21 protein-coding genes and 1 tRNA gene are annotated in these 21892 nt (G+C 74.4%); 18 read left to right on the plus strand and 4 right to left on the minus strand.

The features are described 5' to 3' along the window. Positions 1 to 68: 68 nt before the first annotated feature. Entirely contained in the window at positions 69 to 926 is an 858-nt protein-coding gene (gene rsmI, locus J7523_RS01445) for a 16S rRNA (cytidine(1402)-2'-O)-methyltransferase (protein ID WP_291881409.1), read from the plus strand. A 65-nt stretch (positions 927 to 991) separates the two neighbouring features. After that, entirely contained in the window at positions 992 to 1438 is a 447-nt protein-coding gene (locus J7523_RS01450; RefSeq protein WP_291881410.1) for a hypothetical protein, read from the plus strand. A gap of 12 nt (positions 1439 to 1450) precedes the next feature. Here the strand turns inward: J7523_RS01450 and J7523_RS01455 are convergent, their stop codons facing one another. Next, positions 1451 to 2062, minus strand: a complete 612-nt coding sequence (locus J7523_RS01455; protein ID WP_291881412.1) for an isochorismatase family protein — start codon at positions 2060 to 2062, stop codon at positions 1451 to 1453. A gap of 324 nt (positions 2063 to 2386) precedes the next feature. Here J7523_RS01455 and J7523_RS01460 point away from each other — a divergent pair, with 324 nt between their 5' ends. The 11 genes from J7523_RS01460 (at position 2387) to J7523_RS01510 (ending at position 14763) form a co-directional block, all read left to right on the plus strand. Continuing rightward, positions 2387 to 3367: a PQQ-dependent sugar dehydrogenase gene (locus tag J7523_RS01460; protein WP_363266302.1), complete on the plus strand. Its 981-nt coding sequence runs from the start codon at positions 2387 to 2389 to the stop codon at positions 3365 to 3367. Between the two features lie 78 nt (positions 3368 to 3445). Next, positions 3446 to 3784, plus strand: a complete 339-nt coding sequence (locus J7523_RS01465) for a YciI family protein (RefSeq protein ID WP_291881415.1) — start codon at positions 3446 to 3448, stop codon at positions 3782 to 3784. A 165-nt stretch (positions 3785 to 3949) separates the two neighbouring features. Next, positions 3950 to 4216: a hypothetical protein gene (locus J7523_RS01470; protein WP_291881671.1), complete on the plus strand. Its 267-nt coding sequence runs from the start codon at positions 3950 to 3952 to the stop codon at positions 4214 to 4216. A gap of 1 nt (position 4217) precedes the next feature. Then, positions 4218 to 5057: a PH domain-containing protein gene (locus J7523_RS01475; protein ID WP_291881416.1), complete on the plus strand. Its 840-nt coding sequence runs from the start codon at positions 4218 to 4220 to the stop codon at positions 5055 to 5057. A gap of 10 nt (positions 5058 to 5067) precedes the next feature. Next, positions 5068 to 6852, plus strand: coding sequence for a methionine--tRNA ligase (gene metG, locus J7523_RS01480; RefSeq protein ID WP_291881417.1), 1785 nt, complete (start codon positions 5068 to 5070; stop codon positions 6850 to 6852). Between the two features lie 5 nt (positions 6853 to 6857). Continuing rightward, the gene (locus J7523_RS01485) at positions 6858 to 7874 is read left to right on the plus strand and encodes a TatD family hydrolase (RefSeq protein ID WP_291881418.1); all 1017 of its coding nucleotides are present in this window, start codon (positions 6858 to 6860) and stop codon (positions 7872 to 7874) included. A 207-nt stretch (positions 7875 to 8081) separates the two neighbouring features. Further along, on the plus strand, positions 8082 to 9281 hold the full coding sequence (locus J7523_RS01490) for a ubiquitin-like domain-containing protein (RefSeq protein WP_291881420.1): 1200 nt from the start codon (positions 8082 to 8084) through the stop codon (positions 9279 to 9281). Between the two features lie 359 nt (positions 9282 to 9640). Further along, the gene (locus J7523_RS01495) at positions 9641 to 10924 is read left to right on the plus strand and encodes a resuscitation-promoting factor (protein ID WP_291881421.1); all 1284 of its coding nucleotides are present in this window, start codon (positions 9641 to 9643) and stop codon (positions 10922 to 10924) included. A 101-nt stretch (positions 10925 to 11025) separates the two neighbouring features. Further along, positions 11026 to 11976: a 16S rRNA (adenine(1518)-N(6)/adenine(1519)-N(6))-dimethyltransferase RsmA gene (gene rsmA / locus J7523_RS01500; RefSeq protein ID WP_291881423.1), complete on the plus strand. Its 951-nt coding sequence runs from the start codon at positions 11026 to 11028 to the stop codon at positions 11974 to 11976. After that, positions 11973 to 12908, plus strand: a complete 936-nt coding sequence (locus J7523_RS01505) for a 4-(cytidine 5'-diphospho)-2-C-methyl-D-erythritol kinase (protein WP_291881425.1) — start codon at positions 11973 to 11975, stop codon at positions 12906 to 12908. Before rsmA ends, J7523_RS01505 begins: the two co-directional genes overlap by 4 nt. 40 nt (positions 12909 to 12948) lie before the next feature. Then, positions 12949 to 14763, plus strand: a complete 1815-nt coding sequence (locus tag J7523_RS01510; protein ID WP_291881427.1) for an ABC-F family ATP-binding cassette domain-containing protein — start codon at positions 12949 to 12951, stop codon at positions 14761 to 14763. A 12-nt stretch (positions 14764 to 14775) separates the two neighbouring features. Here J7523_RS01510 and J7523_RS01515 read toward each other — a convergent pair whose 3' ends face one another. Genes J7523_RS01515 through J7523_RS01525 form a run of 3 tightly spaced genes read right to left on the minus strand, consistent with a single transcriptional unit; the run spans position 14776 to position 17160 of the window. Further along, on the minus strand, positions 14776 to 15987 hold the full coding sequence (locus tag J7523_RS01515; protein ID WP_291881429.1) for an MFS transporter: 1212 nt from the start codon (positions 15985 to 15987) through the stop codon (positions 14776 to 14778). 4 nt (positions 15988 to 15991) lie between these two features. Next, positions 15992 to 16516 (minus strand): MarR family transcriptional regulator, encoded by a 525-nt coding sequence (locus tag J7523_RS01520; protein ID WP_291881430.1) that lies wholly within the window; start codon positions 16514 to 16516, stop codon positions 15992 to 15994. Between the two features lie 44 nt (positions 16517 to 16560). Then, positions 16561 to 17160 carry a TetR/AcrR family transcriptional regulator gene (locus J7523_RS01525; protein WP_291881655.1) on the minus strand — a complete coding sequence of 200 codons (600 nt, stop codon included), beginning with the start codon at positions 17158 to 17160 and terminating at the stop codon, positions 16561 to 16563. Between the two features lie 191 nt (positions 17161 to 17351). Between J7523_RS01525 and J7523_RS01530 the strand changes: the two genes are divergently transcribed. From J7523_RS01530 to pth, 5 genes are all read left to right on the plus strand, one after another. Beyond that, positions 17352 to 17423: transfer RNA gene (locus tag J7523_RS01530), tRNA-Gln, on the plus strand. A 136-nt stretch (positions 17424 to 17559) separates the two neighbouring features. Further along, a complete protein-coding gene (gene glmU, locus J7523_RS01535) occupies positions 17560 to 19233 on the plus strand; it encodes a bifunctional UDP-N-acetylglucosamine diphosphorylase/glucosamine-1-phosphate N-acetyltransferase GlmU (RefSeq protein WP_291881432.1) in 1674 nt (557 codons plus the stop codon). Beyond that, complete coding sequence (locus J7523_RS01540) at positions 19230 to 20213, plus strand: ribose-phosphate diphosphokinase (RefSeq protein ID WP_291881433.1); 984 nt, start codon at positions 19230 to 19232, stop codon at positions 20211 to 20213. Before glmU ends, J7523_RS01540 begins: the two co-directional genes overlap by 4 nt. Before the next feature lie 330 nt (positions 20214 to 20543). Then, complete coding sequence (locus J7523_RS01545; RefSeq protein WP_291881435.1) at positions 20544 to 21164, plus strand: 50S ribosomal protein L25/general stress protein Ctc; 621 nt, start codon at positions 20544 to 20546, stop codon at positions 21162 to 21164. Between the two features lie 96 nt (positions 21165 to 21260). Beyond that, positions 21261 to 21881: an aminoacyl-tRNA hydrolase gene (gene pth / locus J7523_RS01550; RefSeq protein ID WP_291881437.1), complete on the plus strand. Its 621-nt coding sequence runs from the start codon at positions 21261 to 21263 to the stop codon at positions 21879 to 21881. Positions 21882 to 21892 lie beyond the last annotated feature (11 nt).

Consider the following 21892-nt stretch of genomic DNA (forward strand, 5'->3'; position numbering starts at 1 on the left):
CGGGGCCTCGTCGGACCCGCCCGCCGCGGTCGTCGGGAGCGTGCCGCGCGAGGTGGCAGGCTGGCGGGGTGAGCGCCACCGCACCCGGACCGGGCCGTCTGGTCCTCGCCGCGACCCCGATCGGCAACGTCGACGACGCGTCGGAGCACCTGCGGCGGCTGCTCGCGGAGGCCGACGTCGTCGCCGCCGAGGACACCCGCCGCACGCGCGCGCTCGCGGCCCGCATGGGTGTGGAGATCGGCGGCCGCGTGGTCAGCCACCACGAGCACAACGAGGCCGAGCGCTCGGCGGACCTGCTCGACGTGGTCGCGGGCGGCGGCACGGTCGTCGTCGTCACGGACGCCGGGATGCCCGCGGTGTCCGACCCCGGGTTCCGTGTGGTGACCGCCGCGGTCGCCGCCGGGCTGCCGGTCACGGCGGCCCCCGGCCCGAGCGCGGTGCTCACGGCGCTCGCCCTGTCGGGACTGCCGACGGACCGGTTCTGCTTCGAAGGGTTTCTGCCGCGGCGGCCCGGCGAGCGGGCGCGGGCGCTCGCGGACCTGGCCGACGAACGCCGGACCATGGTGTTCTTCGAGGCGCCGCACCGGCTCGACGACGTGCTCGCCGCGATGGTCGACGCGTTCGGGGCCGACCGTCCGGCGGCGGTGTGCCGCGAGCTCACGAAGACGTACGAGGAGGTGCGCCGCGGGCCGCTCGCGGAGCTCGTCGCGTGGGCGGCCGAGGGGGCGGTGCGCGGGGAGATCGTCGTGGTCGTCGGGGGAGCGGTCCGCGCCACGTCGGCGAGCACGGCCGACCTCGTCGCGGAGGTGCTCGCCCGGGCGGACGCCGGCGAACGGCTGAAGGACGCGGTCGCCGAGGTCGCCACGGTCGCCGGCGTCGCCAAGCGCGACCTCTACGCCGCGGCCCTGGCAGCCCGCTCCCGCTGACCGCGACCCGCCGTCGACATGCCGACCCCCCGCCCTCGCTGGGAGGATCGACGCGGAGGTGTGCCATGCGTCCTGTCGGGTACTGGCTCAAGGTCGTCGACCGGCTCATCGAGTCCGGCTTCGAGGAGGTCCTCGCGCGTGACGGGCTGACGCGCCGGCACTGGCAGGTCCTCAACGTGGTGCACGCAGGACCGGCCGACGAGGCGGCCGTCGCCCAGGTGCTGGCCGCGTTCGAGCCGTCGTTCGAGGGCCCCGCCGGATCCGGCGAGCTGACGCTCCTCACGTCGCGCCGCTGGCTGCGTCGCGAGCCCGAGGGGTACGTGTTCACCGAGGACGGCGAAGAGCACTTCCGGGTGCTCGAGGAGCGGGTCGCGGCCTTCCGCCAGGCCGTGGTCGAGGGCGTCTCCGAGCAGGACTACGCGACGGCGATCGGGGTGCTCGAGCAGGTGGCCCGCAACCTCGGCTGGTCGGTGGACGCGGAGGGCACGGGCATCGAGCAGCACGCCCTCTGAGCCCCGGGCGCCTCAGTCGAGGTCGGTCGACGACACGAGCTGCGCCCCCGCGGCGCGCATCTCCTCGCGCGCCGCGGCACCCTGGTCGGGCGTCACGGGCACGGTGAGGTCGGTCAGCACCCGGGTGCGCAGGCCGAGGGCGATCGCGTCGAGCGCCGTCGAGCGCACGCAGTGGGACTCCGCGATGCCGACCACGTCGACGTCGGTGACCTGCGCGTCCCGCAGGATCTGCGCGAGTCCGCGGCCCTCCCCGTCGACCCCCTCGAACCCGGAGTAGGCGGCCGCGAACTGGCCCTTCTTCACGCTCGCGTCAGGCCCCAGCTCGGACAGCGCGGGGTGCAGCTCGGCCTCGGTGGTGCCCGCGACGCCGTGCGGCGGCCACGTGTCGACGTAGTCGGGCGTCTCGCTGAAGTGGTCGCCCGGGTCGACGTGCCAGTCCTGCGTGGTCACGACGAGCGCGTAACGGTCGCGGTGGGCCGCCGCGTAGTCGGCGACGCCGAGCGCCACGGCGTTGCCGCCGTCGACGCCGAGAGCGCCGCCCTCGCAGAAGGTCGGCTGCACGTCGACCACGAGGAGCGCGCGGCGCTCGGTGCTGCTGTCGTCGGGGCCGGGTGTCGTGGTCATGGTGGCGCCTCCTTCGTCCCACCTTCGCACGTCCGGCGGCGTGCGCGACCAGTGGTGACGCCCCGGTCCTGGGCCGTTCTCGCGGTGGCGGCACGTGCCCGTCGTGTGTTCCGCTGAGGCATGGCTGTCGCGGCGTCGCGCCCGACGGGCCCGTCGCGGACCCGCCGGGCCGCGGCCTGCCTGGTCGCGGCGTGTGCCCTCGCCCTGACGGCGTGCACCGCGGACGACGGGGGTTCGGGCGCGTCGCCCCCGCCGGCCACCACGGCCCCGGCCGGCCCGTCCGCCACCGGCCCGTCCGGCCCTGCGACGCTGCAGGTCACCGACGTGCGCGAGATCGCCCGCGACCTCGACGTCCCGTGGGCCCTGGCCTTCCTGCCGACCGGCGACGCGCTCGTCACGCTCCGCGACGCTGCGTCCCTCGTCGTCGTGACGGCCGACGGTGCCACGACCCCGGTCACGGGCCCGGGCGCCGACCAGCTGACCCGCGAGGTCGTCCCGGGCGGCGAGGGCGGTCTGCTCGGCGTCGCGGTGCTGGGCGGTGGCACGGGCGGCGGTCCCGTCGACGTCGCCCTGTACGCGACGGCCGCCGACGACAACCGCGTGCTGCGCGGCACGCTCGACGGCACCACGCTCGGCGAGCTCCGCCCGGTGCTCACCGGCATCCACAAGGCACGCAACCACGACGGCGGCCGGCTCGCGGTCGGTCCCGACGGCTACCTGTACGTGTCGACGGGTGACGCGGCGAACCCGCCCGACGCGCAGGACCCGGGCTCGCTCAACGGCAAGATCCTGCGCATCACGCCCGACGGCGACCCGGCGCCGGGCAACCCCGACCCCGACTCGCGGGTGTGGAGCCTCGGCCACCGCAACGTGCAGGGCATCGGCTGGTCGGCGGACGGCCGGATGTTCGCCTCCGAGTTCGGCCAGAACACCTGGGACGAGCTCAACGTGATCGTGCCCGGCGGCAACTACGGGTGGCCGACCGTCGAGGGCACGGGCGGCACCGACGACGGCTTCGTCGACCCCGTCGCGACCTGGGCCACGTCGGACGCGTCGCCCAGCGGGCTCGCGGTCACCGACGAGGGCGTGTACCTCGCGGCCCTGCGCGGCCGGCGGCTGTGGCGGGTCCCGCTGACCCCGGACGGCGTGGGTGAGCCGCAGGCGCTGCTCACCGGAGAGCACGGGCGGCTGCGCGCCGTGGCGGTCGCGCCGGACGGGTCGCTGTGGGTCATGACGAACAACACGGACGGGCGCGGCGACCCCTCGCCGGGCGACGACAGGATCCTGCGGGTCTCCCTCGGATGACTCTGTCGATTGCGGTCGGGGCCGCACGTCGCCAGGGTGATCGGGCGAGTGCCCCGACCACGACGAGGAGGAACTTCCATGCGGTACCTGATGCTGGTCTGCACCGACCCCACGGCCGAGCCCTACGTCCGCGAGGAGGACACCATCGAGCAGTGGGTCGAGGAGAACGACCGCCTCGGTCGGCGGATGCTCGGCGACCGACTGCGCCCCGCGGCCGAGTCCCGCGTGGTCCGGGTGCGGCAGGGCGGCACGCTCGTGACCGAGGGCCCGTTCGCGGAGCTCGGCGAGCAGATCGCCGGGTTCGACATCCTCGACTGCCAGGACCTCGACGAGGCGGTCGAGGTCGCGTCGACGCACCCGATGGCCCGGTTCGGGCTCCTCGAGCTGCGGGAGTTCTGGGGGTTCGACGAGTCGTAGGGCGCTCCGCGGGGCACGCAGGACACGGGGGCCGGGACGCGCGACACGCCGTCCCGGCCCCCGTTTTCGCGCGCCACGCGGCGACGGTCGCACGCGGAGGTTTGCCGCATCAGTACCCTTTGCCCGGCCGGGGGGTTCTGCCCGCCGAGCCGTGAGGTGCGCCCGATGTCCACCGACCGCCGCATCGCCCCGGGCCCGCACCGCCGCCACGCGAACCGCTACGACCGCCGTCCCGACCGCCGCCGACGTCCCCACGAGGTGCCCATGCCCCCGAAGCTGAAGACCCTCCTGATCTGGGTCATCGCGATCTTCCTGGTCTACGCGATCGTCACGAGCCCCGACCGCGCCGCGGACCTGGTCAAGGCCCTGTGGGACATGATCACCGGCGCGTTTGCGAGCTTCGGCCGGTTCTTCGCGAGCCTGACCGAGTGACGTGACGACGCACGACCACCGCGTCGGGCACCACAGCGTGCGCCGCTACGTGCTGCCCGACGAGCGCGTGGTGCTGGCCGTGCGGCACCACTGGGCCAAGCTCGTCGAGCCGGTCGTGACGACCGTCGTCGCGTTCGTCGTCGTCGCGTGGCTCGTCGACGCCGCGGGCCGGGCGGTCGGCGACACCGCCGACTGGATCTGGTGGCTGTGGTTCGTGGTGCTCGCGCGGCTCGGCTGGCGAGTGCTCGAGTGGCGCACCGAGTGGTTCGTCGCGACCGACAAGCGGATGCTCCTGCTGCACGGGCTCATCACCCGGAACGTCGCGATGATGCCGCTCGGCAAGGTCACCGACATGAGCTACCAGCGCTCGGTGCTCGGCCGCGTGCTCGGCTACGGGGAGTTCGTCCTGGAGTCGGCCGGCCAGGACCAGGCGATGCACCGGATCACGTGGGTCGCGCACCCCGACACCACGTACCGCGACCTGTGCGCGACGATCTTCACGTCGCCGTGGACCGCGCTGGGCGCCCCGGGCAAGGCGCCGGTCTCCGGACCGCCGGCCCCACCCCGGGGACCGGGTCCCGACGCGGGCGCCGCCGACCGGCCCCGGTTCCTGCCGGGCACCCCGCCTGCCGGCCGTCCCGTCGACTGGCCGCCCCGCCCGGGCGAGCCGGGCCCGGAGCCGTCCGACACGCAGCCGATCCCCGTCCGCGTCGTGCCGGGCCGGCCCGCGGCCGACGCCGAGCGCGGCTGGTCCGTGTCCGACTCCCCGGCGACGTTCGTGCCCGTCGACCCCGACGCGACGGGCGGACGCACCGACCGGGGGCCCGGGTCGCTCACCTAGGATCGGGCCCATGTCCCGCATCCTGTCGGCCGTCGCGTGGCCCTACGCGAACGGTCCCCGCCACATCGGTCACGTCGCCGGCTTCGGCGTCCCCTCGGACGTCTTCTCCCGCTACATGCGGATGGCGGGCCACGACGTGCTCATGGTGTCGGGCACGGACGAGCACGGGACGCCGATCCTCGTGCAGGCCGAGAAGGAGGGCGTGAGCCCGCAGGCGCTCGCGGACCGCTACAACCGGGTCATCGTCGAGGACCTCACGCAGCTCGGGCTGTCGTACGACCTGTTCACGCGGACGACGACGCGCAACCACTACGCGGTCGTGCAGGAGATGTTCCGCACGGTGCACCGCAACGGCTACATGGTCGAGCAGCAGACCATGGGCGCGATCAGCCCGAGCACGGGCCGCACGCTGCCCGACCGCTACATCGAGGGCACGTGCCCCATCTGCGGCTACGACGGCGCGCGCGGCGACCAGTGCGACAACTGCGGCAACCAGCTCGACGCGATCGACCTCATCAACCCGAAGAGCCGCATCAACGGCGAGACGCCCAAGTTCGTCGAGTCGACGCACTTCTTCCTCGACCTGCCGGCGTTCGCGCAGGCCCTCGAGGCGTGGCTGCGCACGCGCGAGGGCTGGCGCCCGAACGTGCTGAACTTCAGCCTCAACCTCATCGACGACATGCGTCCGCGCGCCATGACGCGGGACATCGACTGGGGCATCCCCGTGCCGCTCGCCGGGTGGGAGGACAACCCGAACAAGCGTCTGTACGTGTGGTTCGACGCGGTCATCGGGTACCTGTCGGCGTCGATCGAGTGGGCGCGCCGCACCGGCGACCCCGAGGCGTGGCGCGGCTGGTGGAACGACCCCGAGGCCCTGTCGTACTACTTCATGGGCAAGGACAACATCACGTTCCACTCGCAGATCTGGCCCGCGGAGCTCATGGGCTACGACGGCCGCGGGAACAAGGGCGGCACGCCCGGCCCGTACGGGAACCTCCAGCTGCCCACCGAGGTCGTGAGCAGCGAGTACCTCAACGTCGGCGGCCAGCAGTTCAGCTCGTCGCGCGGCGTCGTGATCTACGTGCGCGACATGCTGTCCCGCTACCAGCCCGACGCGCTGCGGTACTACCTGTCGATCGCGGGCCCGGAGACGCAGGACGTCGACTTCACGTGGGCCGAGTTCAAGCGCCGGACCAACGACGAGCTCGTCGCGGGCTGGGGCAACCTGGTGAACCGCACGGCGAACCTCATCCACAAGAACTTCGGCGAGATCCCGACGGCGGGCGAGGTGCAGGAGGTCGACGCGACGCTGCTCGCGGCGTCGCGCGACGGGTTCACCAAGGTCGGCGACCTGCTGGGCGGGCACCGCAACCGCGCGGCGATCGGCGAGGCGATGCGCGTGGTCCAGGAGGCCAACCGGTACATCTCCGAGACGGAGCCGTGGAAGCTCACGACCGACCGCGAGCGCCTCGGCACGGTGCTGCACACGGCCGCGCAGGTCATCGCGGACGCGAACACGATGCTCGCGCCGTTCCTGCCGTTCGCCGCGCAGCAGGTGCACGAGACGTTCGGCGGCACGGGCACGTTCGCGCCGCAGCCGCGGATCGACGAGGTCACGGACCTGGACGACGACACCCGCACGTACCCGGTGATCACCGGCGACTACCGCGAGGGTGCCCGCTGGGCGTCCGTGCCGGTCGTCCCCGGCACGCCGGTCGCGAAGCCGACGCCGGTGTTCACGAAGCTCGACGACGCGATCGTGGAGCAGGAGATCGCCCGCGCCGAGCAGGCCTGACACCGGTGGCGCGGTCGCGCAGCCGCGAGCGGGGCTGGCCGCCGGCCCCTGACGCCCTGCCGTTCCCCGTCGTCGACAACCACACGCACCTCGAGTCGGTGCTGGGGTGGGTCGCGGACGGGTGGCACGGACGTGCGGACGACGCGCGTGCGGACGACGGGCGTGCGGACGACGAGCGTGCGGACGACGGCGCGGGAGTGCGCGAAGACCCCGCGCCGCCCGCCGCCCCGCCGACGCTCGACGACCACCTCGCCCGGGCCGCGTCGGTCGGCGTGACCCGCATGGTCCAGGTCGGCTGCGACCTCGACGCGGTGACGTGGACGGACGAGGTCGTGCGCGCCCGCCCGGAGCTGGTGGGCGCCGTCGCGATCCACCCCAACGAGGCCGTCCTGCACGCGGGTGTGCACGAGGTGGCGCCCGACGGCCTCGACCCCGACCCGCAGGAGCGCCATGCGACGAGCCTCGACGACGCGCTCGCCCGCGTCGCTGAGGTCGCGCGCACCAACCCCCGCGTCCGCGCGATCGGCGAGACCGGGCTCGACTTCTTCCGGGCCGGCCCGCGCGGCCGCGAGATGCAGCGCGCAGCGTTCCGGGCGCACGTCGCGCTCGCCAAGGAGCTGGGGCTCGCGCTGCAGATCCACGACCGGGACGCGCACCAGGACGTCGTCGACGTGCTGCTGCGCGACGGCGCCCCGGAGCGCACGGTGTTCCACTGCTTCTCGGGTGACGTGGCACTGGCGCGGACGGCGGCGGAGCACGGGTGGTTCTGCTCGTTCGCCGGTCCGGTGTCGTTCGGGGCGAACGACGAGCTGCGCGCGGCGCTGCGGGAGGTGCCACCCGACCTCGTCCTGGTCGAGACCGACGCGCCGTACCTCACGGTGCACCCGTTCCGGGGCCGACCCAACGCCCCGTACCTGCTGCCGGGCACCGTGCGGACGGTCGCGGAGGTGACGGACCGGCCGCTCGAGGAGGTCTGTCGGGTCCTTGCGGCGACCTCCGAGCGGGTGTACGGCACGTGGTGATCGGCCCTCCGAGGGGACCGGACGGTGGACCCTGGCTGTCGGCCGGGTCACGGATCGGTTACGGTCGGACGGGCGTCCACCTCGGGCGTCTGCGGACGGGGGTCACCGACCCGTCCGCGGCCTGTGTCCGGGCCCTGTCGTGACGCGTCCCGCGTGCGGCACGCCGGCTGGGCGCCCGGCACCGTCGTCGCACCGGAAGGACACCGCGTGAGCCCCGACCGCGAGCGCGCGACCTCTGGTCGCCCCGCCGGTCGTCGTCGCGCGGCGCGCCTCGCGGCGCAGGCGCTGGTCCTCACCCTCGTCGTGGGCGCCACGAGCGCGTTCGCGGTGCTGCACAAGAACGTCACCATCGACGTCGACGGCAAGCCGCGCGACGTGCTGGCGTTCGGCCGGACGGTCGGGGACATCCTCGCGGGCACGAACATCGAGGTCGGCGACCGCGACCTGGTGGCTCCGGGCCTCGACCAGACCGTCGCGCGCGGCGGCCAGATCGTGGTGCGGCACGGGCACGAGATGTCGGTCGAGGTGGACGGCAAGGAGAGCACCGTGTGGACCACGGCGCTGACCGTCGGCGAGGCCGTCGACGGGCTCGGTCTGCGTGACGGCGAGGTCCGCCTCTCGGCGTCGCGGTCGGCGAGCCTGGGCCGCGACATGCTCCGGGTGTCGACCCTCAAGACGATCCACCTGGTGGTGGACGGCCAGGTCATCGACGGCGTGAGCAGCGCGGACACGGTGCGCGACGCGCTGCGGGACATCGGTCTGGTGCTCGAGGAGGGCGACCAGGTGTCGGTCCCGCTCGGCGCGACGGCGGTCGACGGGCTCGTCGTCCTCGTGACGCGGGCCAGCACCGGCGGCGAGACCGTGACCGAGGCGATGCCGTTCGAGACCCAGGAGGTCGAGGACGCAGGGCTCGTCAAGGGCAACAAGGTCATCGCGACCAAGGGCAAGGCCGGCGTCCGCACCACGACGTACGAGCTGCAGGTGGTCGGCGGGGTCGTCGTCGGCCGCACGCCGGTGGCCTCGATCGTGACGACGCCGCCCGTGACGCAGGTGGTCAAGGTCGGCACCGCCGAGCTGCCCGACCCGAGCGTCGTGATCGTCGAACCGGGCAGCGCGCAGGAGATCGGCAAGCAGCTCGCCGCTCAGCGCGGCTGGGGCGACGACCAGTTCGCCTGCCTGCTGGACCTGTGGAACCAGGAGAGCGGCTGGCGGGTCAACGCGCAGAACAAGTCGTCGGGTGCGTATGGCATCCCGCAGGCGCTGCCGGGCTCCAAGATGGCGACCGTCGGGGCCGACTGGCAGACCAACCCGACCACGCAGATCACGTGGGGTCTCAACTACATCGGCGGCCGGTACGGCAACCCCTGCGGTGCGTGGGCGCACCACGAGTCGTCCGGCTGGTACTGACCCGCCCGGCGGGCCCCGCAGCGGGTGATGTGACGTAGATCCCGGTCGCCCGTCCACGTCCGGCGACACGCGACGTGACCTGCGTCGACGCGCACGGACGAATCGGTCAATAGCACATCGACCGCCGTCGAGGGGTTGGAAAACCGATCACGATCCGGTTACGGTCGCGTGTCGCTGTAGCCCGTTCGTGTCATGGCACCCCCGTGTGCCGCCGGACGGGGGAGCGGCGGGCGACACCAGTCGCCCTGACGGCCGGATCGGGGATCCGGGACCGACGGGTGACGCCCTGCGGGGCGTCCGACGTGCACCGAGCAGCACCGCACACCGCCGGGTGCCCTCACGAGGGCACGACCGCCCCCGTGCCCGGGCACCTCGACGGCTGGAGCCCCGTGCAGTTCTCGACCCGCACCCGGAACCCCTTCGCGCGATCCCGCGCCGCATCCCCCGCCGACGGCGCGGGGACGCCCACCGAGCAGGCCACCACGGCCGACCACTCCACCGCAGCGAAGGCCCACGGGTCCGGGCGAGCACGCATCGTGCCCGTCGTCGCCGCTGCCACCGTCCTCGTCCTCGCGGGCGGCACCGCCGCCTTCGCGAAGGCCCAGAAGTCCGTGACGCTCGACGTCGACGGCGAGGTCAGCCACGTCAGCACGTTCGCCGGCTCCGTCGAGGGCCTCCTCGACGACCAGGGCGTCCGGGTGGGCAACCGCGACGAGGTCAGCGCGAGCGGCGGCCTGAAGGAGGGCGCCGAGGTCGTCGTGCGCCACGCCCACCAGGTCACGCTCTCCCTCGACGGCACCGAGCAGGCCGTCTGGACGACGGCGCTCACGGCCGACGAGGCCCTCGACACGTTCGCGAGCCGCGCGGGCTCCGTCGCGCTCGTCGCGTCGCGCTCCGCCGCCGGTGGCCGCCCCGAGATGGCCCTCGACCTCACGCTGCGCGGCCCCGCCGACATCGTCGTGGACGGTGCCGTGCTGCCCGCCCCCGATGCCGACGTCCGCGTCGCCCAGCTCCTCGGCGAGATGGGCGTGACGCTGTCCCCGCTCGACCGCGTCAGCGTGCGGCACGGCGACGACGGTCGCGTGCAGGTCGTCGTCAACCGCGTGGTCGTGCAGGACGTCACGTCCACGCAGGCGGTCCCGTTCGCGAGCAGCACGACGCAGGACCCCGCGCGCTACACCGACCAGCGCCGCACGGTCACGGCCGGCGTCCCCGGCGTCCGCACCGTCGTCGAGACCGTCACCACGGTGGACGGCGTCGAGACGAGCCGCGTGCCCGTCTCGGACCAGGTCACGCAGGCCCCGGTCGACGAGGTCGTCGCGGTCGGCACCAAGGCCCGCCCCGCGGTCGTGAAGACCCCCGCGGCGTCGTCCGGCTCGCCGGTCGTCGCGGGCGGCAGCGCCGACGGCCTGAACTGGGCGGCGCTCGCGCGCTGCGAGTCGGGCGGCAACCCGACGATCGTGTCGAAGAACGGCCTCTACCACGGCCTGTACCAGTTCTCGGTCGGCACGTGGCAGGCGGTCGGCGGCAGCGGTCTGCCGTCGCAGGCCTCGCCCGAGGAGCAGACGGCCCGCGCCAAGATGCTCTACAACCGCTCAGGCGCCGGTCAGTGGCCCGTGTGCGGCAAGAACCTGTTCAGCTGACACCGGCTGCACCCAGCACGTCCCCGCGCCCGCCCACCGTTCGCCGGTGGGCGGGCGCGGTCGTCCCGGCCCGAGGGCGTCGACCGCCTAGGCTCGTCCGCATGCCGACCACCGCCCTGCTGGGGCCTGCGGAGATCCGTGAGCTCGCCGAGCGTGCGGGCGTCCGGCCCACGAAGACGCTCGGGCAGAACTTCGTGCTCGACGCGGGCACGGTCCGCAAGATCGTGCGGCAGGCCGACGTCGCCGCGGGCGAGCGGGTCGTCGAGGTGGGACCCGGCCTGGGGTCGCTCACCCTGGGCCTGCTCGAGGCCGGCGCCGACGTCGTCGCGGTCGAGATCGACCCCGTGCTCGCGCGGCTGCTGCCGTCGACGGTCGCCCGGCACGTCGAGGGCCTGACGGTGACCGAGGTGGACGGCCACGCGGTGCTGCGCGACGCGCACGGCCGTGACCGCCTGACGGTCGTGGTCTCCGACGCGCTCGACGTGCACGAGCTGCCCGGTCCCGCGCCCGTCGCGCTCGTCGCCAACCTGCCGTACAACGTGTCCGTGCCGGTGCTGCTCACGTTCCTCGAGCGGTTCGACTCGCTCGACCGCGCGCTCGTCATGGTGCAGGCCGAGGTCGCCGACCGGCTGGCCGCACCGCCCGGCAGCCGCACGTACGGCGTCCCGTCGGCCAAGGCCGCCTGGTACACGCACGCCCGTCGGACGGCCACGGTCGGGCGCACGGTGTTCTGGCCGGTGCCGAACGTCGACTCCGCGCTCGTGCGGCTCGACCGCCGCGAGCCGCCGACCACGACCGCGACGCGGCAGGAGGTGTTCGCGGTCGTCGACGCGGCGTTCGCGCAGCGCCGCAAGATGCTCCGGCCCGCCCTCGCGACGCTCGCCGGGTCCGCGGACGCGGCGGAGCAGGCGCTCGTCGCCGCGGGCGTCGACCCGCAGGCGCGCGGCGAGCGTGTCGACATCGAGGGCTTCGCCCGGATCGCGGAGCACCTCGTGCCGGTGGTGCCTCCGGCCAGGCCGTCCACCGGCCGACCTGGCAGGGTGGACCCGTGACGTTGACCCCTGTGGCCCCGCTGCCCGAGCACGAGGTCAGGGTCCGCGCGCCCGGCAAGGTCAACCTGTCGCTCCGGGTCGGCCCGCGTGAGGCCGACGGGTACCACCCCGTCCTCACCGTCTTCCAGGCCGTGTCGGTGTTCGAGGAGGTCGTCGCGACCCCGTCGGACGTCCGCGAGCTCACCGTGAGCGGGCCGCAGGCCGAGCTCGTGCCGACCGACGCGTCGAACCTCGCCCTGCGCGCGGCGGCCCTGCTCGCGGAGCGTGCGGGCGTCGACGAGGGCGTCCACCTGCACCTGCACAAGGGTGTCCCGGTCGCCGGCGGCATGGCGGGCGGCTCGGCGGACGCCGCTGCGGCGCTCGTCGCGTGCGACGCGCTGTGGCGCACCGGCCTGGGCCGCGAGGACCTGCTCGAGCTCGCCGCCGAGCTCGGGTCGGACGTGCCGTTCTCGTTCGTGGGCCACACCGCCGTCGGCTCGGGCCGCGGCCACCTGCTGACGCCGGCGCTGAGCCGCGGCGAGTTCCACTGGGCGTTCGCGGTGCAGGACCGCGGGCTGTCCACCGCCGCGGTGTACTCCGCGTACGACGAGCTGTCCGCGGCGGCGGAGCCGCCCGACCCCGAGGGCGACGTGCCGCTCATGCAGGCGCTGCGCGCGGGCGACCCGCGTGCGCTCGGCGCGGCCCTGCACAACGACCTGCAGCTCGCCGCGCTCGAGCTCGACCCGGGCCTCGCGGAGCCGCTCGCGGTCGCGCAGGACGCGGGTGCGCTCGGCGTCGTCGTCTCCGGGTCCGGGCCGACCGTCGCGGCCCTCGCCCGGAGCCGGCAGCACGCGCTCGTGCTCGCGGCCGCGTTCACCGCGTCCGGCGTCGCCGACCGGGTGCTGACCGCGGCCGGTCCGGTGTCCGGCGCACGGGTCGTCGCCGCGGACTGACCGGGGCCCGAGGATCGCCCCGCGGTAGCCTGTCGCCCTCATGGCTCACCTTCTCGGCGCGGACCGCGTCACCCTCACGCTGGGCACGCGCACCCTGCTCGACGAGGTCAGCCTCGGCATCGACGACGGGGTCCGCCTCGGCGTCGTCGGCCCGAACGGCGCGGGCAAGTCGACCCTGCTGCGCGTGCTCGCGGGCCTCCAGGAGGTCGACTCGGGCCGCGTCACGCGCGCGGGTGGGGTACGCGTCGCGGTCCTCGAGCAGCGCGACGACCTCGCGACGGGCACGGTCCTCGACGCGGTCCACGGCGACCTCGACGAGCACGAGTGGGCGACGCACGCCGGCATCCGCTCGATCCACGCGGGCCTGCTCGCCGACGTCGACCTCGCCGCGGACGTGAGCACCCTGTCCGGCGGTCAGCGGCGGCGCGTCGCGCTCGCGGCCCTGCTGGTGCGGGACGACGAGGTCCTGGTGCTCGACGAGCCCACCAACCACCTCGACGTCGAGGGCGTCGCCTGGCTCGCGGCGCACCTCTCCGAGCGGTACGTGCGCGGGTCGGGCGCCCTCGTGGTCGTCACGCACGACCGCTGGTTCCTCGACGCGGTGTGCACGCGCACGTGGGAGGTGCACGACGGCGTCGTCGACCAGTACGACGGCGGCTACGCGGCCTACGTCCTGGCCCGTGCCGAGCGCGCCCGCACGGCGGCGACCACCGAGGAGAAGCGGCAGAACCTGCTGCGCAAGGAGCTCGCCTGGCTCCGGCGCGGCGCTCCCGCGCGGACGTCGAAGCCCAAGTTCCGGATCGACGCCGCCAACGCGCTCATCGCCGACGAGCCGCCGCCGCGCGACCAGCTCGCCCTCACGCGCATGGCGACGGCCCGCCTCGGCAAGGACGTGCTCGACGTCGAGGACGTCACGCTCGCGTACCCCGCGCACGACGGCACGGGCACGCGCGTGCTGCTCGACGACGTCACGTGGCGGCTCGGCCCGGGCGACCGGGTCGGCCTGGTGGGCGTCAACGGCGCGGGCAAGACGTCGCTCATGGGACTGCTCGCGGGGCGGGTGCAGCCGACGTCGGGGCGGGTCAAGCGGGGCAAGACCGTGCAGGTCGCCGAGCTGCGGCAGGACGTCGAGGACCTCGACGAGCTCGCCGACCTGCGGGTCGTCGAGGTCGTCGAGCGCGAGAAGCGGTCCGTCGTCGTCGGCGGCAAGGAGCTCACCGCGGCGCAGCTCGTCGAGCGCCTCGGCTTCGCCCGGGACCGCGCCCGGACCCCCGTCCGCGACCTCTCAGGCGGTGAGCGCCGCCGCCTGCAGCTGCTGCGCCTGCTCGTCGGCGAGCCCAACGTGCTGCTGCTCGACGAGCCGACCAACGACCTCGACACCGACACGCTCGCCGCGCTCGAGGACCTGCTCGACGGCTGGCCCGGCACACTCGTCGTCGTCTCGCACGACCGCTACCTGCTGGAACGTGTCTGCGACCGCCAGCTCGCCCTGCTCGGCGACGGCGCGATCCGCGACCTGCCCGGCGGCGTCGAGCAGTACCTCGAGCTGCGGCGCGCAGCCGTCGCGCAGCCCGCCACGCCGTCGGCGCCCGCCGTCACGACGGAGGCCGGGCCCGCCGAGCCCACGGCCGCCGCGTCACCGGCCGATGTCCGCGCCGCCCGCAAGGAGATCGCCCGCATCGAGCGCCGCCTGTCGAAGATCGCGGAGCTCGAGGCGAAGCTGCACGCCCGGATGGCCGAGCAGGCGACCGACCACGAGGCCGTCCTCGCGCTCGACGCCGAGCTGCGCACGCTCGCCGCCGAGAAGGACGACCTCGAGGCCCAGTGGCTCGACGCGGCGGAGATCGCCGGCTGACCCGCGGCCGGGTCAGCGGTCGTGCACGCTGCCGGCCCGCGCGAGCGCGAGCTGTGCCGCCACGGACATCGTGAGCACCGACCCCAGCACCACCAGCAGGGGAGCGGTCCACCCGCCCGATGCCGTGTGCACCGCCCCGAGCACGCTGGGCCCGAGCGCCGCGCACCCGTAGCCGAACGTCTGGATCGCCGCCGACATCCGGCGCGCCCCGCTCTGCGACCCGGCGGTCGTCGCGACGACCGTGAAGATCACCGCGAAGTTGCCGCCCTGCGCGACGCCCGCGAGCGTGCACCACAGCGGCCACCACCGGGGTCCAACGAGCAGCCCGACGGGCAGCAGCACCCACCCGACGCTGATCGCGACCATCACGACTCGCACGGGCACCCGTCGCCCGAGCGCGAGCGGGACCGCGACGCCGCCGACCATCCCGAACAGCTGGAACAGGGCGGCCGCACCGCCCGACGCGGTCGGCGCGAGCCCGAGCTCGTCGTGCAGCACCGACGGCAGCCATGCGCTCACCGCGTAGTAGCCGAACGCCTGCCCCGCGAACGACACCGCGAGCAGCCATGTGACCGCACGCCGCAGCACGTCGGGCCGTGCGTCGGGGCCGACGTCCGCGGCGGCGGCCGGCCCGGGCGAGCGCGACGCCCGCCGCCACCCGTAGGCCCGCAACCACACCGCGAGCCCCGCGACCGCCAGCAGCCCCCACGACGCGAGCGCCCACCGCCACCCGACGAGCTCGGCGAGCGGCGCGGTGAGCGTCGTCGTCAGCACGCTCCCGCCGTTGAGCGCCGCGGTGTACAGGCCGGTGACGCGGGCGACGTGCCCGGGGAAGTCCCGCCCGATGACGACGGGCACGGCCACGTTCCCGGCGGTGATCGCCACCCCGATGAGCACGGTCCCGACGAGCGCCGTCGTGGCGCCGCCCGACGAGCGCAGCACCGTCCCGGCGAGCACGGTGACCAGCGACGCCGCGACGACGAGGGACGTGCCGAGCCGCGCGAGCAGCACCGACACCAGCGGCGTGGCGAGCGCGAAGCACAGCACCGGTACGCCGGTGAGCAGGCCGGCACCGGCCGCGGACAGACCGAGGTCGTCGCGCAGCGGCTCGACGACGGGCGCGAGCGCCGTGATCGGCGCCCGCAGGTTGAGCGCGTACAGCAGGACGGCGGACAGCAGCAGCCCCCGCGCAGCCGGTCCGACGAGCGGGCGGACCTGGCTCATGCCGTCACGACGCGTCGAACGGCGCGACCACCTCGCGGAGCAGGTCGGCCAGCCGGCCCCTGTCCTCCTCCGACAGGTCGCCGAGCAGGTTGCGCTCGACGTCGAGCAGGTCGGCGAACGCCGCGTCCACACGCGCCAGGCCCGCCTCGGTGAGCTGGACGAGCACACCGCGGCGGTCGTCGGGCGACGGCTGCCGCTCCACGAGCCCGTGCTCGACGAGCCGGTCGATCCGGTTCGTCATGGTGCCGCTCGTGACGAGCGTCTGCGTCAGGAGTGCTCCGGGGGACAGCCGGTACGGCGCGCCGGCGCGGCGCAGCGCCGAGAGCACGTCGAACTCCCACGTCTCCAGGTCGTGCCGCGCGAACGCCCCGCGGCGGGCCAGGTCGAGGTGCCGCGCGAGACGGCTGACCCGGGAGAGCACGGTGAGCGGGCGCACGTCGAGGTCCGGCCGCTCGCGCTCCCACGCGAGCACGATCCGGTCGACCTCGTCGCGCGCCCCCGGCTCGACGGGAACGGTGCCTGACGCCATGCCGCGAGATTACTCGACGTCGACAGACCCCTCCGGGACGTCGGTCAGGTGTGCTTCGCGAGCGTCGGCCGGCGCTCGAGCCCGGACAGGCCGTTCCAGGCCAGGTTCACGAGGTGCGCGGCGACCTCCGCCTTGCGTGGGCTGCGCGCGTCGAGCCACCACTGGCCCGTGAGCGCGACCATCCCGACGAGCATCTGCGCGTAGATCGGCGCGGTCCGCGGGTCGAGGCCCTGCTTCTTGAACTGGTCGGCGAGCAGGTGCTCGACCTGCGTCGCGACGTCGCCGATGAGGCTCGAGAACGTGCCCGTCGCCTGCGCCACCGGGGAGTCGCGCACGAGGATGCGGAACCCGTCCTCGGACGTCTCGATGTAGCTGAGCAGCGCGAGCGCCGTCCGCTCGACCAGCACCTTGGGGTGGCCGCCACCCTCCAGCGCGCCCGTGAGCGCGCCGGTCAGGGCCTGGATCTCGCGGTCGACGACGACCGCGTAGACGCCCTCCTTGCCGCCGAAGTGCTCGTACACGACCGGCTTGGACACCTCGGCCCGCGCGGCGATCTCCTCGACGCTCGTGCCGTCGAAGCCCTTCTCCGCGAACAGGCGCCGCGACACGTCGAGCAGCTGGGCGCGCCGTTGCGTGCCCGTCATGCGCGAACGGGGCACGCGCTTGGTCTCCGGAGCCACGGGGCCATCATGCCGTGCGGCACGTGCGGGCCGTGGCGGCGTCCGCCGCGCGGCGCGGCGACAGGTTGGTGCGGCGCGCCGACCCGCCGGTGCCCTGCGCTGCGCCTGGCACCGGCCTGGCAGACTGGTCCGCCGACGGCGGGGACGACCGCCGGTCCGCCCTGGTGTAACGGCAGCACGCCGGCCTTTGGAGCCGTGCAGTCCAGGTTCGAATCCTGGGGGCGGAGCCCGTCCGGCCCGACCCGCGCGCGTGCCCGGGCCGTGGTCGCTGGCGTGGGAGGCCGTTCTCACGGCGGTAGAGTGCACGGTGCGCACGGTCCGCCGCCCGACCACCTCGGGCAGATCCGCGAGGAGCACCCACAGGTGACGTATCCCCGCCCAGCCGCCGTCATCGTCCTCGCCGCTGGTGAAGGCACGCGGATGCGCTCGGCCACCCCGAAGGTCCTGCACACCCTGGCCGGAAGGAGCATGGTCGGCCACGCCCTGGCGTCGGCGCGTGCGCTGCACCCGGCCCGCGTGGTCGTCGTGGTCCGTCACGAGCGGGCCGCGGTCGCGGCGCACGTGGCCGAGATCGACCCCCGCGCGCTGCTCGCCGACCAGGACGACATCCCCGGCACGGGCCGCGCGGTGCAGGTGGCCATGACGGCCCTCGACGCCGCCGCGCAGGCCGAGGTCGCCGGCGCCGCGCAGGGCACACCGGCCGCCGGTACAGCCGCAGGCGCGCTGCTGGACGGCGCGGTCGTCGTCGTCGCGGGGGACGTGCCGCTGCTCGACGCGGGGACGCTCGGCGAGCTGCTCGCCGCGCACCACGCGGACGCGAACGCCGTGACGGTGCTCACGACCGAGGTCGACGACGCCACCGGCTACGGCCGGATCCTGCGCGAGGCCGGCACGGGCGACGTGCTCGGCATCGTCGAGGAGAAGGACGCCTCGGACGAGCAGCGTGCGATCACGGAGATCAACTCGTCGATCTACGTGTTCGACGCGGCCGTCCTGCGCAGCGCGCTCGGCCGGCTCGGGCGGGACAACGCGCAGGGCGAGGTGTACCTCACGGACGTGCTGGCGATCGCCCGCGCCGACGGCGGCCACGTGCGCGCCCTGCGCACCGACGACCCGCTGGTCGTCGAGGGCGTCAACGACCGCGTCCAGCTCGCCCGCCTGCGCGCCGAGCTCAACCGGCGGCTGCTCGAGGACTGGATGCGCGAGGGCGTCACGGTCGTCGACCCGGCGACCACGTGGGTCGACGTCGACGTCGAGCTCGAGCGCGACGTCACGCTGCTGCCCGGCACGCAGCTGCACGGCACGACGGTGGTCCGCGAGGGAGCGACCGTCGGCCCGGACACCACCCTCACGGACGTCGAGGTCGGCCCCGGCGCGAGCGTCGTGCGCACGCACGGGACGCTCGCGGTGATCGGCCGCGGCGCGAGCGTCGGCCCGTTCGCCTACCTGCGCCCGGGCACGGTCCTGGGCGACGACGGCAAGATCGGCACGTTCGTCGAGACGAAGAACGCCCAGATCGGCACGGGCTCGAAGGTGCCGCACCTGTCGTACGTGGGCGACGCGACGATCGGCGAGCACACGAACATCGGTGCCGCGTCCGTGACCGTCAACTACGACGGCGTGAACAAGCACCACACGACGATCGGCTCGTACGCCCGCACCGGCGCCGACAACATGTTCGTCGCGCCGGTCACGGTCGGTGACGGCGCCTACACGGGCGCGGGCAGCGTCATCCGACGCGACGTCCCCGCCGGCGCGCTGGGCGTGAGCGCGGGTGCGCAGCGCAACATCGAGGGCTGGGTCGCCCGGGCTCGCGCGGGTACGCCGGCCGCCGACGCCGCAGCCCGTGCGCTCGCGGGTGACGACACCGCCGACCTGTCGCCGCAGGCCCGCGCCGAGCGCGAGCGCGCCGCCCGCGCCGCCGCCGGCACCCCGCAGACACCGCCGCCGCACCTGCCCGACCAGCCCGCACCGCTCGCGGAGCCCACCACCACGTCGGCGGACGCCGGCACGAACGCGAAGGACTCCACGCGATGACCGGCATCGTCTCCTCCGACGGCGAGAAGCGCCTCGTCCTGGTCTCGGGCCGGGCGCACACCGAGCTCGCCGCCAACGTGGCGGCCGCGCTCGGCATCGAGCTCGTCCCGACGACGGCGTACGACTTCGCCAACGGTGAGATCTACACGCGGTTCGGGGAGTCCGTGCGCGGTTCCGACGCGTTCGTGCTGCAGTCGCACGCGTCGCCGATCAACCAGTGGATCATGGAGCAGCTGCTCATGGTCGACGCCCTCAAGCGCGCCTCCGCGAAGACGATCACGGTCGTCGCGCCGTTCTACGGGTACGCCCGCCAGGACAAGAAGCACCGCGGCCGCGAGCCGATCTCGGCCCGCCTGCTGTCCGACCTGTTCAAGACGGCCGGTGCCGACCGCCTCATGAGCGTCGACCTGCACACCGCGCAGATCCAGGGCTTCTTCGACGGCCCGGTCGACCACCTGTGGGCGATGCCGACGCTCATCGACTACGTCCGCACGCGCGTCGACACCTCGAACGTCACGGTCGTCTCGCCCGACGCGGGCCGGATCCGCGTCGCCGAGCAGTGGGCGAACAAGCTCGGCGGCGGCCCGCTCGCGTTCGTGCACAAGTCGCGCGACATCCGCAGCCCCAACAAGACGGTCGCCAACCGCGTGGTCGGTGACGTCGAGGGCCGCTCGTGCGTGCTGGTCGACGACCTCATCGACACCGGCGGCACCATTGCCGGTGCCGTGCGCGTGGTCCTCGAGGCCGGCGCCAAGGACGTCATCGTCGCGGCGACCCACGGCGTGCTGTCCGACCCGGCCGTCGAGCGGATGCAGGCCAGCGGTGCGCGCGAGGTCGTCGTCACCGACACGCTGCCCATCGAGGACGAGAAGCGGTTCCCGACGCTCACCGTCCTCTCGATCGCCCCGCTCATCGCCCGCGCGATCCGCGAGGTCTTCGACGACGGCTCGGTCACGTCGCTCTTCGACGGCCAGGCCTGACCACACCTGGCGCCACCCCGGTGGGCGTGCCGTAGCGCACGTCCACCGGGACCTTCGGGGGTTTGGGACCCGACCCGGTACCGGGTAAGATCCTCAGGTTGCCTCGGCGAGGGACGACGGATGGTCCACCGGTTTCACCACCTTCGGGGGACCGCCCTAGCTCCGTGATCGACTGGGCGGTATGCCTCCGCGTGCCCGTCCTGCGCCCCGCGTCGAGGCCACCGCCAGCGTCACCTCCACATCTTCGGTGCCGTCGTCCTGACGACGGCCACACACCACCATCGCCTCGTCCGCGCCTCGTCGTGCGGGCGCCTGCACCCGGGAGTCACCGTGTCCGACGTCAAGCTCACCGCCACCGCCCGCACCGAGTTCGGCAAGGGCGCCGCGCGCCGCCTGCGCCGCGCCGACCAGGTCCCCGCCGTCCTGTACGGGCACGGCTCGGACCCGCTGCACGTCTCGCTCCCGGGCCACGACACGATGCTCGCGCTCAAGCACGCGAACGCGCTGTTCGAGATCGAGCTCGACGGCAAGACCACCCTCGCGATCGCCAAGGACGTCCAGCGCGAGCCGGTCAAGAACGTCATCGAGCACGTCGACCTCCTCATCGTGAAGAAGGGCGAGAAGGTCGCCGTCGAGGTCAACGTCCACGTCGTCGACGAGTCGGCCCCCGGCACGATCCACGTCGTCGAGACGCAGGCGCTGTCCCTCGAGGCCGAGGCCACGAACCTGCCGTCCGCCGTCGAGGTCTCCATCGCCGGCCTCGAGGGTGGCGCGATCGTGCACGCCGGCGAGATCAAGCTCCCCGCCGGCACGTCGCTGCTGACGGACCCCGAGACGATCGTCCTCACCGTCTCCGTGCCGCACGCCTCGGCCGACGACCTGGCCGCCGACGAGGCCGCCGCGGAGCTGGCCGCGGAGCAGTCCGCCGCCGCGCACGCCGACGAGGCCTGAGCACCCCAGTACTCCCCGCCGGCGCCCGGTACCGTTCACGCGGTGCCGGGCGTCCGCCTTTCCCGCACCACCAGACCCTCACGGAGGCCCCCGCTCATGACCGACGGACCCTGGCTCGTCGTCGGGCTCGGCAACCCCGGGCCGCAGTACGCGGGCAACCGGCACAACGTCGGCCAGATGGTGCTCGACGAGCTGGCCCGCCGCACGGGCGCGACGTTCGGCAGCCGCTCGGGCGGGCTGCTGCACCGCCGCCCGCAGGCCGCCGTCGCGGAGGCGCGCCTCGGCGTCCTGCCCGGCGGAGCGCCCGGGCCGCGCGTGGTCCTCGCGAAGCCGGCGACGTTCATGAACGTGTCGGGCGGGCCGGTCGCGGCGCTGGCGAAGTACTACGACGTGCCGCTGGACCGGATCGTGCTGGTGCACGACGAGCTCGACATCCCGTTCGCGGACGTGCGGCTCAAGCGCGGTGGTGGCGAGGGCGGCCACAACGGCCTGCGCGACACGTCGAAGGCGCTCGGCTCGAAGGACTACGTGCGGGTGCGGGTCGGCATCGGGCGGCCGCCGGGCCGTCAGGACCCGGCCGACTTCGTGCTGAAGGACTTCGCGAAGGCCGAGCTCAAGGACCTGCCGTGGCTCGTGGACCGGGCCGCGGACGCGGTCGAGGCCGTGCTGGTCGACGGGCTCGAGCCCGCACAGCAGCGGTTCCACACGAAGGCCTGACCGGGGGGCGG

Origin of the sequence: Cellulomonas sp. (assembly GCF_017744555.1) — a bacterium.
Taxonomy (GTDB): Bacteria; Actinomycetota; Actinomycetes; order Actinomycetales; family Cellulomonadaceae; genus Cellulomonas.

Coding starts and splice junctions, on each gene's coding strand:
- J7523_RS01520 (WP_291881430.1), bottom strand. CDS start 16,516: ATGGCGTCAGGCACCGTTCCCGTCGAGCCGGGGGCGCGCGACGAGGTC.
- J7523_RS01525 (WP_291881655.1), bottom strand. CDS start 17,160: ATGACGGGCACGCAACGGCGCGCCCAGCTGCTCGACGTGTCGCGGCGC.
- rsmA (WP_291881423.1), top strand. CDS start 11,026: ATGCCGACCACCGCCCTGCTGGGGCCTGCGGAGATCCGTGAGCTCGCC.
- J7523_RS01515 (WP_291881429.1), bottom strand. CDS start 15,987: ATGAGCCAGGTCCGCCCGCTCGTCGGACCGGCTGCGCGGGGGCTGCTG.
- J7523_RS01455 (WP_291881412.1), bottom strand. CDS start 2,062: ATGACCACGACACCCGGCCCCGACGACAGCAGCACCGAGCGCCGCGCG.
- pth (WP_291881437.1), top strand. CDS start 21,261: ATGACCGACGGACCCTGGCTCGTCGTCGGGCTCGGCAACCCCGGGCCG.
- metG (WP_291881417.1), top strand. CDS start 5,068: ATGTCCCGCATCCTGTCGGCCGTCGCGTGGCCCTACGCGAACGGTCCC.
- J7523_RS01540 (WP_291881433.1), top strand. CDS start 19,230: ATGACCGGCATCGTCTCCTCCGACGGCGAGAAGCGCCTCGTCCTGGTC.
- J7523_RS01450 (WP_291881410.1), top strand. CDS start 992: ATGCGTCCTGTCGGGTACTGGCTCAAGGTCGTCGACCGGCTCATCGAG.
- J7523_RS01470 (WP_291881671.1), top strand. CDS start 3,950: ATGTCCACCGACCGCCGCATCGCCCCGGGCCCGCACCGCCGCCACGCG.
- J7523_RS01465 (WP_291881415.1), top strand. CDS start 3,446: ATGCGGTACCTGATGCTGGTCTGCACCGACCCCACGGCCGAGCCCTAC.
- J7523_RS01510 (WP_291881427.1), top strand. CDS start 12,949: ATGGCTCACCTTCTCGGCGCGGACCGCGTCACCCTCACGCTGGGCACG.